This window comes from Thermaerobacter subterraneus DSM 13965, assembly GCF_000183545.2.
GTDB lineage: Bacteria > Bacillota > Sulfobacillia > Thermaerobacterales > Thermaerobacteraceae > Thermaerobacter > Thermaerobacter subterraneus.
In genome coordinates, this window is sequence record NZ_JH976535.1 from 1,403,328 (window position 1) to 1,414,692 (window position 11,365).

The 11,365-nt window shown below is 74.3% G+C and carries 8 protein-coding genes; 3 read left to right on the forward strand and 5 right to left on the reverse strand.

Going from position 1 to position 11,365, the window contains the following annotated elements; genetic code table 11:
• Together THESUDRAFT_RS14370 and THESUDRAFT_RS05835 are read left to right on the forward strand one after the other, a co-directional pair.
• The gene (locus THESUDRAFT_RS14370; protein WP_006903823.1) at window positions 1–2,835 is read left to right on the forward strand and encodes an ATP-binding cassette domain-containing protein; all 2,835 of its coding nucleotides are present in this window, start codon (window positions 1–3) and stop codon (window positions 2,833–2,835) included.
• 139 nt (window positions 2,836–2,974) lie between these two features.
• Complete coding sequence (locus tag THESUDRAFT_RS05835) at window positions 2,975–3,628, forward strand: TenA family protein (RefSeq protein ID WP_207635421.1); 654 nt, start codon at window positions 2,975–2,977, stop codon at window positions 3,626–3,628.
• 90 nt (window positions 3,629–3,718) lie between these two features.
• Here THESUDRAFT_RS05835 and THESUDRAFT_RS05840 read toward each other — a convergent pair whose 3' ends face one another.
• Together THESUDRAFT_RS05840 and THESUDRAFT_RS12235 are read right to left on the reverse strand one after the other, a co-directional pair.
• Window positions 3,719–4,855 carry a metallophosphoesterase gene (locus THESUDRAFT_RS05840; protein ID WP_006903825.1) on the reverse strand — a complete coding sequence of 379 codons (1,137 nt, stop codon included), beginning with the start codon at window positions 4,853–4,855 and terminating at the stop codon, window positions 3,719–3,721.
• Window positions 4,852–5,655 carry a methylated-DNA--[protein]-cysteine S-methyltransferase gene (locus THESUDRAFT_RS12235; protein ID WP_006903826.1) on the reverse strand — a complete coding sequence of 268 codons (804 nt, stop codon included), beginning with the start codon at window positions 5,653–5,655 and terminating at the stop codon, window positions 4,852–4,854. The genes THESUDRAFT_RS05840 and THESUDRAFT_RS12235 overlap by 4 nt, the downstream gene beginning before the upstream one ends.
• 188 nt (window positions 5,656–5,843) lie before the next feature.
• On the opposite strand from THESUDRAFT_RS12235, the gene THESUDRAFT_RS05850 reads away from it, so the two are divergent.
• Window positions 5,844–6,182 carry a hypothetical protein gene (locus THESUDRAFT_RS05850; RefSeq protein WP_006903827.1) on the forward strand — a complete coding sequence of 113 codons (339 nt, stop codon included), beginning with the start codon at window positions 5,844–5,846 and terminating at the stop codon, window positions 6,180–6,182.
• 225 nt (window positions 6,183–6,407) lie between these two features.
• Here THESUDRAFT_RS05850 and THESUDRAFT_RS05855 read toward each other — a convergent pair whose 3' ends face one another.
• The 3 genes from THESUDRAFT_RS05855 to THESUDRAFT_RS05865 all read right to left on the reverse strand — a co-directional run bounded on the left by THESUDRAFT_RS05855 (window position 6,408) and on the right by THESUDRAFT_RS05865 (window position 11,154).
• Window positions 6,408–7,082 carry a TIGR00725 family protein gene (locus THESUDRAFT_RS05855; RefSeq protein ID WP_006903828.1) on the reverse strand — a complete coding sequence of 225 codons (675 nt, stop codon included), beginning with the start codon at window positions 7,080–7,082 and terminating at the stop codon, window positions 6,408–6,410.
• Window positions 7,083–7,100: 18 nt separating this feature from the next.
• Window positions 7,101–9,284, reverse strand: a complete 2,184-nt coding sequence (locus THESUDRAFT_RS05860; RefSeq protein ID WP_006903829.1) for an ABC transporter ATP-binding protein — start codon at window positions 9,282–9,284, stop codon at window positions 7,101–7,103.
• Between the two features lie 118 nt (window positions 9,285–9,402).
• Window positions 9,403–11,154, reverse strand: a complete 1,752-nt coding sequence (locus THESUDRAFT_RS05865; RefSeq protein ID WP_006903830.1) for an ABC transporter ATP-binding protein — start codon at window positions 11,152–11,154, stop codon at window positions 9,403–9,405.
• Window positions 11,155–11,365 lie beyond the last annotated feature (211 nt).

Below are 11,365 nucleotides of genomic sequence, written 5' to 3' on the forward strand. Positions count from 1 at the left end.
ATGGGGCGGCATGCGGTGCGGCCGGGCGCCCCGGCGGGCCCGGCGGCCAACCCCCCGGCGGCCACCCCTGGGGCGGCCGGCGGCTCGACCCCGAACCCGGTGTCCCCGGGCCAGGGGCTGCCGGCGCCGTCGCGGGCGGCGGCAGCCTGCCGCGATCTGACCATCCGCTACCCGGACCGGCGCGACCCGGCCGTGCGGGGCGTGAGCCTGTCCATACCCGCCGGGCAACGGGTGCTGCTGCTGGGCCCCAGCGGCTCCGGCAAGAGCACCCTGGCGCTGGCCCTGGCCGGATTGATCCCGACCGTGGTGGAGGCCGAGGTGAAGGGGGTCCTGGAACCGGCGCGGCAGGCCGGCGTGCTCTTCCAGGACCCCGAGGCCCAGTTCTGCCTGTTCACCGTGGACGAAGAGGTGGCGTTCGGCCTCGAGAACCGGTGCGTGCCACCGGCGGCCATGCCGGCCCGGGTGGCCCGGGCGCTGGCGGCCACGGGCCTCGACGTTCCCTTCGGGCATCCGATCCACGCCCTCTCGGGCGGGCAGAAGCAGCGCCTGGCCCTGGCGGCGGTGCTGGCGGTGGAGCCGGACATGCTCATCCTGGATGAGCCCACGGCCCAGCTGGATCCGGCAGGGCGGGCCCTGGTGCTGGAAAACCTCTACGGCCTGGGGCGGCAGGTCACCGTCCTGGTGGTCGAGCACAACCTGGACGGGGTGGTGGACTGGGTCGACCGCGTGGTACTGCTCGGCCCCTCGGGCACCCTCCTGGCCGACGGCCCTCCGGACCGGGTCCTGGCCGAGCAGCGGGCCGCCCTGGACGCCTTCGGCATCTGGCGGCCCCGCTCCTGGGGCCCCTTCTGGGCACCCCTGGTGGAGGCGTTCCGCCGGTCCGCCCCGCCTGCCGAGCCGCCCGCCGCCCTGCCCGGTGCCGCCTCCGGCCGGGCGTCGAGCCCGGCGCCGGCGGGAACGCAGCGGACCGGCGCGGGCGAGCAGTCCCTGGACGCCCCCACCGCCGCACCGCAGGCGGCGGTGCCTTCCGGTCTGGACGGCGCAGCCTCCCCAGGCTCTGGCCAAGGCTCCGCGGGGGCGGCGGCCGGCTTCCCCGGGGCGGGGAAGGGGCCCGCCGCGTGCCCGGACCGCACCGCCCTGCCCCTGGTGCGGATGGAGGGCGTCACTGCAGCCCACGGCTCGCGCACCGTCTGGTCGGGGGTCAGCCTGACCCTCCGGCCGGGGGAGTGGGTGGCCGTACTGGGCGCCAACGGCAGCGGCAAGTCGACCTTCCTGCAGGTGGCCGCGGGCCTGCACCCGCCCGCCGCCGGCCGGGTCGTCCACGGGCCGGCCCTCAACGGGCGGCGCGGCGAGACGTCCCGGATCGGCTTCGTGTTCCAGAACCCCGAGCACCAGTTCGTCACGGACACCGTGCACGACGAGATCGCCCTGGCCGGGCGGCTCGCAGGCGTGCCGGAGGCGGAGCTGGCAGCCCGGGTGAAGGCCCTGGTCCAGCGCTTCGGGCTGGAGGGGCTGGAGGCCGTTCATCCCTACACCCTCTCCCAGGGCCAGAAGCGGCGCCTCAGCGTGGCCAGCATGCTGGTGGTGCCGCGGCCGCTGCTTTTCCTGGACGAACCCACCTTCGGCCAGGACGCCCGCACGGCGGCCGCCCTCGTAGGGGAACTCGTGGAACTGTACCGGCAGGGAACCACCCTGGTCATGGCCACCCACGACCTGGAGCTGGCGCTGGCCGTGGCGACCCGGGTGCTGGTCTTCGGCCAGGGCCGGCTCGTCTATGACGGCCCGCCGGCAGGCCTGGCGGGCGATCCTGCGGCGGCCGCCGCCGCCGGGCTGAGGGGCCTGGCGGGCCCGGGGACGGTTCCCGGCGGCGCGGTGGCGCCCCCGGGGCGGGTTCCGGCCTGTTACGGGCCGCGCGTGGCGGGCTCCGGCCCGTCCCGGGCGGATCGGCCGGATCCGCCCCACCGGGGCCGGCGGATGCCACCGGCGCGGTCACCGGAACCCGGGCCGGCGGGGTCGCCGGAACCCGGGCCGGGGGAGGCCGGCGCAGGGACCCCGGGCGGGCTGCCCGGGGCGGGTGGGCGGTCCTGGCTGGCCCGGGTTCATCCGGCGTGGAAGCTGGCGGCCCACCTGGCTGCTGCCGCCCTGGTGCTGGCGACGGGCGAGCCGGCGGCGCTGGCCCTGCTGCTGGCGGTGCCCTTGCTGCTGGGCTGGATCCTGGGCGGGCTGGGACTCCGGCGCTGGCTGGTGTCCATGGCGCCCTTCGTCCTGGTGGCCGCCACCCGCATCTGGACCCTGGGCGCCTTCGGTCGAGGCGAGCACGTGGTGGGGCAGGTGCTCTGGTACCGGTTCACGGCCGAGGGGCTGGAACACGGGCTGGTGGTGGGCCTGCGCCTGCTCACCCTGGGTGCCCTGGGCGTGCTCTACGCCCGTACCACCGGCCTCAGCGACCTGGTGCTGGGCCTGGTCCAGCAGTGGCGGTTGAGCCCCCGCTGGGCTTACGGCCTCCTGGCGGCCCTGCGCTTCGTGCCGCTGTTTCAGGAAGAGCTCGGCCGGGTGCGCCAGGCCTTCCGGGTACGGGGCCTGCTGGAGCGGGGTCCCGCCGGGCGCCTGCGGGCCCTCTATCGGTATAGCCTGGCCCTGCTGGTCCACGCCATCCGCACGGCCGAGGTGGTGGCCGTGGCCCTCCAGGCCCGGGGCTTCGACGGCAGCCGCCACCGCACGTACTATCGCACCCTGCCGGCAGGGTGGCGGGAAGCGGGGTACGCCGTCCTGCTGCTGGGAGCCGGTGTGGCGGCCTTGATGGCCGCCCGCGGGCTGCAAGGGAGCTTGCCGTAGGGACGGGAGCTTGTCACAGGGGGGATGGGCTTTGATGAACGGGCGCAGCGGGCAGGAAGGGAAAGGGCAGGGGCCCGGAGGGGGGCCGGACCGGCCGCCGTCGGGCCCGCCATCAGGCCGCCAGCAAGAGCGCGCCGGCGTGGAGCAGGGTGCCGGCGAGCCCGCAGGCCTGGCGGCCGAGCTCTGGCGCCAGAACCAGGACCTGGCGGCCGCCTGCCTGGACCATCCCTTCGTCCAGGGCATCGCCCGGGGCGACCTGCCCCGCAGCAAATTCATCTGGTACGTGGGCCAGGACGCGACCTACCTGGAGTCCTTTGCCCGCGCCTATGCCCTGGCCATCGCCAAGGCGCCGGACCGGGAGACCATGGCGACCTTTCACCGCTTGCTGGAGGGCGTGCTGCAGGAGCTGCGGCTGCACCACGGCTACGCCGCCCGCTGGGGAGCCGGCCTCCATCCCGAACCCTCCCTCGCCACCAGGGCCTACACCGGTTTCCTGCTGGACGTGGCCTGGTCCCGGGGCGTGGGGGCCATCGCGGCGGCCATGACCCCCTGCATGCGGCTCTATGCCTTCCTCGGCCGGTCCCTCCTGGACCGGGTCGCACCCGGCAACCCGTACCGGGAATGGGTGGAAACCTACGGCAGCCCGGATTTTGCGGCGCTGGCCGCGCAGCTGGAGGGAGTTCTCAACCGGTGGCACGGTGAGGCGGGCGGCCCGGCGGGGGTGGCCCCCCTCTACCGCACGGCCATGGAGCTGGAACGGGCCTTCTTCGATGCGGCATGGCACGCCGGCTAGCGGCCCGGCGGGCCGGCCGGGCGGTGCCGGGCTGCGCCTGGCGCGCCGGGGGGCCGGCGGTGGGGCGGAGCGGGGCCCATCGCCGGCTCCTCACCGCCCCTCTTCGCCCAGCACCAGTTCCAGCAGCACCAGCTCGGGCCGGCAGAGCAGCCGGATCCAGGGACGGGGGGTGCCCAGGCCCGCGGCGATGAACCACCAGGTGCCGCCAACCTGGAACCAGCCCCGGTCGTAGGTGGGGAACCAGCCCTGCCCGGGAATCCACAGGGCGCCCAGCAACGGCAGGCGAACCTGGCCGCCGTGGGTGTGGCCCGCCAGGACCAGCCCGGCGCCGAGGCCGGCGGCGGCCCGGCGGATGCCCCCGGCCGGCGCGTGGGCCAGCAGGACCACGGGCCATCCCGGCGGCGCCCCGGCCAGAGCGGCCCCCAGGTCGTCCCGGCCGGTATGGGGGTCGTCCACCCCCGCCAGATAGATCCCGACCGGCCCCTGTTCCAGGCGGGCTCCCTGGTTGACCAGGAGGTGGACGCCCGTCCCCTCCAGCTCACGGCGCAGGCGGCTCCACCCGTACAGGTGGTCGTGGTTGCCGGGGACCAGGTACACGGGCCACCGCCGCGCCAGCCGCCGCAGGAGCTCGACCCCCCGCCGGGCAGGGAGCCCCTTGCCCTCGGCCAGGTCGCCGGTGAAGACCACGGCATCGGGTTGCCACGCCTCGATCCAGCGGAGGAGCGCCGCCTCGGACACCCGGTACACCGGTGCATGGAGGTCCGTCAGGTGGGCGAGGCGCAGCCGGGACGGCCGCGCTGCCGCGGCCCGCAGGGTGGCGGGCGATGCGGTGACGCCCTCCCGGGCGGCAGGGGATGGAGGGGCGCCCTTGGCCGCCGGGCCAGCGGCCCGTGTGCTGCGGGACCCTACCGGCCGCTTTGGGGGCCGGGGGATCGGAAGGGGTACCGGCCGCCCGCCGCGGGCGTCGGCGCCCAGGGAGAGGCGGTAGGCGCGGACCCTGAGCCAGCGGGGCTCAACCAGATAGCCCCACGCCACCACCGCCAGGACGAACACGGCCAGGAGCCGCAACAGATCCGGCAAGGCGCTGCCGGCCCAGAAGGCCGGTACCGCCAGGGCGTGGATGCCCAGGCCCGGGATCCCCTGGGCGGGGACGGTCCGGGGATGCAGCCCGGGGGTGGGACATGCCGAGGCCGGGGACACCCAGGTGGGGATGCCCGGTGCCCTCACCCGGCGCTCCTCCCGCCGGCGGGGACGGGGGCCTGCAGGAGGCTCGCCCCTCCGGCGCCCGTCCCCTCACGGGGCCCCTCTCCCCGTCCCGCCAGGTGACCGGCCTCTCCCCGGGGCGGGCGCCCTGCCCCCGGGGTGCCTTCCGGGGGCCAGGCACCCTCCAGGCGCAGAAGGCGTTCCTTCACGGCAGGCCCTCCGCCCGAGTACTGCCCCAGCCGGCCCCCAGCGCCCACCACCCGGTGACACGGGACGAGCAGGGCGATGGGGTTGGCGGCCACGGCGTTGCCCACGGCCCGCGCGGCGCCGGGGCGCCCCACGGCCCGGGCGATCTCGCCGTAGGTACGGACCTGCCCCCGGGGAATTCGGTGCACCTCCTCCAGGACCTTCCGGGTGAAGGTAGAAAGTCCCGCGCCCTCCAGATCGAGGGTCACCGGGACGGGCTTGCCGGCAAACCACGCATCCAGCAAGGCTTGCCAGTAGGGACGGCGGCTGTCGTCCCGCCGGGCACCGGCCGCCCACCGGCCTCGCGCCGAATCGGTGCGCGGAACGGGCCTGGCCGCCCCGCAGGGCCTGCCACCGGCCGGTCCGGGCGCCGGTTGCCCGGCCGGGGAGGGTTCCTGGACGGGCCCGCCGGTACGGCCGCCGCCGCGGGCCGGGCGGCCGGGTTCCTCCAGCTCCAGGGCCCGCAAGCCCCGCGGGGACCAGACCACCCGGGCAAGGCCCACGGGGGTGGAAACCACCGTATACCGCAAGTCGCCTTCTGCCGCGGGACGGGATGCCTGGCTGCCGTTCTTGCCCATGAAAGGGTCCCTCCCACCCGGCGATCCCCGCGGCCGGCCACCCGGGCCACCCGGGCCCTTGGCCCGGAGGCGGCCGGCGCCAGGCGGCCGGCCGCGGCAGGACCTGCCTTGCCGGAATCGAACCTTCCTGCGGAAACCCGAGCGCCTGGGCGCAGGGTCACAACCTGGAGGGGTCGGAATCCACCGCCATGGTCGAATCCATCCTGCACAAACTCTTCGCCTGGGGGTGCGCCATGTACCTGCCGCCCGAGCCGGAGGAAGACGCCTTTTTCCGCGCTCGCTACTACGCCGTGTACCGGTTCCTCCACCGCAACGACGTCACCATCGTGCAGGACCGGGAACGGCGCTACTTCCTCTGGGAAGGGGGACCCGAGCTGCGGCAGGTCGGGATGGAAGAACTGGGCCGGCTGCTTTTGGCCGGTGCCGTCCTGCCCATGTCGGAACCCCAGCCCCTGCCCGGACTTTACGCCCACATGCGGCCTGTCTACAACCCCATGCGGCGTACCTTCGAGTTCCGCCGGCGGTGAGGGAGCCGGAGCCGGGTCCCGGCCGGAGCCCTCCCGCGCCGTGGGGGAACCTTGGCGCCCCGCTGCCGCCGAGGGGGGCGCGGCCAGGGCCCGCCCGCGGGCCGGAGCAGCCGGGCCGTCCTGGACGCGGGCCGGGGGCGGAGCCGCGGCGCAGGGGATAAGGGGCGAGGGGGGCGGTGGCGCGGGCGCTGCAGGCGGCCCCGCCCGGATGCTCCGGCGGGGTGCTCAGGCCGGCGCCACCACGTCGCCCGCTCCGCCGCCGGCCTCGCCCAGGCCGCGCCACCGGGCCGGTCCGGGGAAGTACCGCTGGCGGAACCGGCGTGCCAGCTGCACGGCGCGCCGGGCCGCCTCTTCCGGCGTGGCGGCGAACTCCAGCGGGATGGTGCGGCGGTGGTCGAGGAACCGGCCGTCGGTGAGCACCGTCCGGATCCGGTCGGACCAGCCGCCGGTCCCGGCCAGGACCACCACGGGACGCCCGTTAAGATAGGAAGCGGACAGCTCGCCCAGGGTGCCGTTGCCGCCGCCCATCATGAGGACGGCGTCGGCGCTGTGGACCAGCACCAGGCTCCGCCACTCCATGCCGAGCCCCGTGGTCAGGGGAACGGCCAGCCAGGCGTTCCCCTCCCGGGGGTCGTCACCCGGCAGGATGCCCACCGTCAGGCCCCCGGCTTCCCAGGCGCCCCGGGACACGGCGGCCATCACCCCGTCGCGCCCTCCGCTCAGCACCACCGCCCCCAGGCGGGCCAGGGCGGCCCCCGCCTCCACCGCCGCCCGGTGGAGGTCCGCCGGGATGGCGCCCGAATCGCCGATCACCGCCACCCGCAGCGGTGGCTGGGCGGGGGGCATGCCTCCAAGGTGGGCGGGCAGGTCGTCCTGCCGGTACTCCACAGGGTGATCCACGGGCAACCCTCCTTGCCGTCAGGCGTCGCGCCGGGCCCGCCCTTCGGCCCCGGCGGCCAGTTCTTCCTGCTCGCCGTGCTGCAGCAGCCAGAGGCGGTGGTAGAGGCCACCCCGGGCCAGCAGCTCCCGGTGGGTGCCCACCTCCCGGATGCGTCCCCGGTGCAGCACGATGATGCGGTCCGCGTGCTGGATGGTGGAGAGCCGGTGGGCGACGATCAGCGTGGTCCGGCCCCGGGTCAGCTGCCGCAGCGCCTCCTGGATCAGCTGCTCCGTCTCCGTGTCGATGTTGGCCGTGGCCTCGTCCAGCACCAGGATGGTGGGATCGTACGCCAGGGCGCGGGCGAAGGCCAGCAGCTGGCGCTGGCCCGCCGACAGGGTCGAACCCCGCTCCGTCACGGGCTCGTCGTAGCCCCGCGGCAGGCGCCGGATGAACTCGTCGGCCCGGGTGAGCCGGGCGGCCCGCTCCACGGCGGCGTCGGAGATGGCCGGGTTCCAGAGGCGGATGTTGTCGCGGATGGTGCCGGTGAACAGGAACACGTCCTGCTGGACCACGGCGATGTGGCGGCGCAGCTCCTCCTGGGGCCATTCCCGCACATCGATGCCGTCCACCCGCACGGCGCCCCGCTGGACGTCGTAGAAGCGGGCCATCAGGCTGAGGATCGACGTCTTGCCGGCGCCCGTGTGGCCGACGAAGGCCACCGTCTCGCCGGGTTCGACCCGGAAGGACACGTCCTGCAGCACCCACTCCTCGTCCCGGTAGGCGAACCAGACGTGATCGAACTCCACGGCTCCCCGCACCCGGGCCGGCACCCGGGGACGGGCGGGGTCGACCACCGCCGGCGGCGTGTCCAGGACCCCGAAGATGCGCTCCGCCGAGGCCATGGCGGACTGGAGGATGTTGAACTTCTCGGCCAGCTCGGTGATGGGCCGGAAGAACCGCTGCACGTACTGGATGAAGGCCACCAGGACGCCCAGCTCCAGCTGCCGGCCCAGCACCTGGGCGCCGCCGTAGGCCACCACCAGGGCCAGGGCCAGGGACGACAGGAAGTCGATCACCGGGCGGAACACGGCGAAGATGGTGACCTGGCGCATGGTGGCCTGGAAGTAGGACCGGTTGATCTGGTCGAACTCGGCGAACTGCTCCCGCTCCCGGCGGAAGACCTGGATGATCCGCATCCCCGAGATGTTCTCGGACAGGAAGGCGTTGATCCGGGCCAGCCGCACCCGCACCTGGCGGTAGGCCGCCCGCGCCTGGGTGCGGAACACGGCCGCCGCCACCACCACCAGGGGCAGCACGGCAAAGGCGGTCAGGGCCAGGCGGGCGTTGTAGGCCAGCATGATGCCGGCGATGCCCAAGAGCACGAACAGGTCGCGGAAGAGGTTGACCACCACGCTGGTGTACATCTCGTTGAGGGTCTCCACGTCGTTGGTGACCCGGGTGACGAGCCGCCCCACGGGGTTGCGGTCGAAGTAGCCCAGGTGCATCCGCTGCAGGTGGCCGAAGACCTGGCGGCGGATCTCGGCCACGATCCGCTGGGCCGTCCGGTGCAGCAGGTAGCCCTGGGTGTAGGCCAGCAGGAAGGCCGTGGCCGCCAGCGCCAGGTAGAGCCCGGCGATGCGGGCCACGGCGGCCCGTTCGGGCTGGCGGAACTGGTGCAGCTCCGTCCGGCTGAGCAGCCGCGCCGGCAGGGCCCGGGGCGCCGCGCCTGGACCGTCTCCCGCCCCCGCGGGGGCGAGGATCACCGTCTGGCCGCCGGCCTCCGCTACCTGGAGGCGGGCGGGCGGTGCGGTGACCGGTTCGTCCCCGACCTGGACCAGGTAGTGCTGGCCGCCCTGGGCCTCCAGGACCTGGTATCGGCCGGCGGCGCGCTGGGCGGGGCCCAGGAAGCCGTCCGGCAGGCGGTCTTCCCGCAGGAAGAACCGGCCCTCGAAGGCCACGGCCTCGCGCTGCAGGCCCTCGGGCAGCTGCTCCAGGGCCGCGGGGGCCAGGGCGATGCGCGGCCGGTCGGCCGCCCGCAGGTGGTGGTCGATGGCCGTACGGATGAGCAACGGACCCGCCAGGTCGGCGGCCGTCACCAGAAGGAGCAGGCCGATGCTGACCAGGATCCACCCCAGGTGCGGCCGCGCATAACCCAGCAGGCGCCGCATCAGGCGACCGTCGTAGATCTTGCCGAGATGCTCGTCTTCCCGGTAGTCCTCCATGATGCCGCAAAGGCTCCTCTCTCGCTGCCATGCCCTCCGCGGCGGGCTCCTGCCCGCGGCTTTGGCCCCGGCACCGGCCGCAGGTCCAGGCGCCGGCAGGCCGCCGGGGCGGGTGCCGTCACTCCGCGGCGATCTGTTCCTCCAGCCGCTGGCGGCGGTAGAGCCGGTAGTACTCGCCGCGGCGGGCCAGCAGCTCCTGATGGGTGCCCCGTTCGATGACCCGCCCGCCGTCCAGCACCAGGATCTCGTCGGCGTGCTGGACCGTCGAGACCCGGTGGGAGATCAGGATGGTGGTGCGGCGGGCCATGATCTCCCGCAGCCGCTGCAGGATGCGGCTCTCCGTCTGGCTGTCCACGGCGGAGAGGCAGTCGTCCAGGATCAGGATCGGCGGGTCCTTGAGCAGCGCCCGGGCGATGCTGATCCGCTGGCGCTGGCCGCCGGAGAGGGTGACCCCGCGCTCGCCCACCGGCGTGTCGAAGCCCCGGGGAAAACCGCGGATGTCCTCTTCCACCTGGGCGTCGCGGGCCGCCGCCACCACGGCCTCCCGGGACCACTGGCCGGGGGCGAAGGCGATGTTCTCCGCGATGGTCTTCGAGAAAAGGAAGTGATCCTGGGGCACGTAACCGATGTCCCGGCGCAGCACCTCCAGCGGGATCTGGCGCACGTCGACGCCGTCGATGAACACCGTGCCGGCGGGCGGGTCGTAGACCCGGACCAGCAGGTTGGCCAGGGTGGTCTTGCCGGAGCCCGTGCGCCCGATCAGAGCCAGGGTGCGGCCGGGCTCGACCGTCACCGTCAGGTCCTGCAGGGCCGGGGGCAGCTCGGGGCGGTAGCGGAAGGTGAGGCCGCGGATCTCGATGCGGCCGGCCAGGCGCTCCACGGGGGCCGGCCGGGGAGCGTCGGTGATCTCGGGCCGCTCGGCCAGGATGGCATCGATCCGCTCCATGGAGGCGGCGCCGCGCTCCAGCAGGTTGACCACCCAGCCCACCGCCAGCATGGGCCACACCAGCATGCCCAGGTAGCTGATGAAGGCGACGAAGTCGCCCAGGCTGATGATCCCGTCCAGCACCAGCGACCCGCCGTAACCCACCACGATGACGAAGCCCAGGCCGGCCAGGAAGTCGATCAGGGGGTCGAAGGCGGCATCCACCCGGTGGAGGTGCAGGTTGGCCTCCAGGTAGCGCCGGTTGACCCGCTCGAAGGCCTGTTCTTCCGCCTGGGTGCGGGAGAAGGCTTTCACCACGCGGATGCCCGAGAGGTTCTCCTGCACCCGGTCGGTGAGGTCGCTGAAGATGTCCTGGACGCGGCGGAACCGGGCATGGATCGCCCGGCCCAGCCCCCAGGAAGACAGGGCCAGCAGGGGCAGGGGGGCCAGGCCCAGCAGGGTCAGCCGCCAGTCGATGGTCAGCAGCATCACCGCCAGGGTGCCGGTGCTCATCATGAGCGAGTCGGCGAGCATCAGCACGCCGGGGCCCACGGCCATGCGCACCGCCTGCAGGTCGTTGGTGGCGTGGGCCATGAGGTCGCCCGTCTTGTGATGATTGAAGTAGTTGGCGGAGAGGCCCAGCAGGTGGCCGAACAGGCGCTCCCGCAGCTCGCGCTCGATCCGCCACGAGGTCCCGAACACGTAGATCCGCCAGAAATAGCGAAAGATTCCCACGCCGATGGCCAGGCCGACGATGAGCCCGGCGTAGCGCAGGACGCCCGCCATGTCCAGGGCGCCGCGGTCCAGGGCGTCGGTGAAGCCGCCCACCAGCCGGGGAATCACCAGCTGCAGGACGTCGGTGGCCAGCAGGGCACCCACACCCAGGGCATAGCGGTGCCAGTGGGGGCGGATGAGGCGAAGGAGGAAGGTCATGCGCTTGCCCAAGGGGGCTCCATCCTTTCCCGTTCTCCCGGCTCCCGAAAATTCCGGCAAGCTATGAGTATAGCACAGGAACCGGACCCTTTCGGGGCGGCGACCCCCTCATTGCCCGGCGGTCCTGCGAAGGTTATCGGTAAGCGGCCGGGGCCGGTCGTCCCGGCCGGGCCCATCGGCTGCGATGGTCCACCCCCCAGGGTACTCCCCCTGTCTCGCGCGA

Bases quoted from the DNA above. Each gene is read 5' to 3' on its own strand.
- THESUDRAFT_RS14370 (WP_006903823.1), top strand. From the start codon at position 1: ATGGGGCGGCATGCGGTGCGGCCGGGCGCCCCGGCGGGCCCGGCGGCC.
- THESUDRAFT_RS12235 (WP_006903826.1), bottom strand. From the start codon at position 5,655: ATGGGCAAGAACGGCAGCCAGGCATCCCGTCCCGCGGCAGAAGGCGAC.
- THESUDRAFT_RS05850 (WP_006903827.1), top strand. From the start codon at position 5,844: ATGGTCGAATCCATCCTGCACAAACTCTTCGCCTGGGGGTGCGCCATG.
- THESUDRAFT_RS05860 (WP_006903829.1), bottom strand. From the start codon at position 9,284: ATGGAGGACTACCGGGAAGACGAGCATCTCGGCAAGATCTACGACGGT.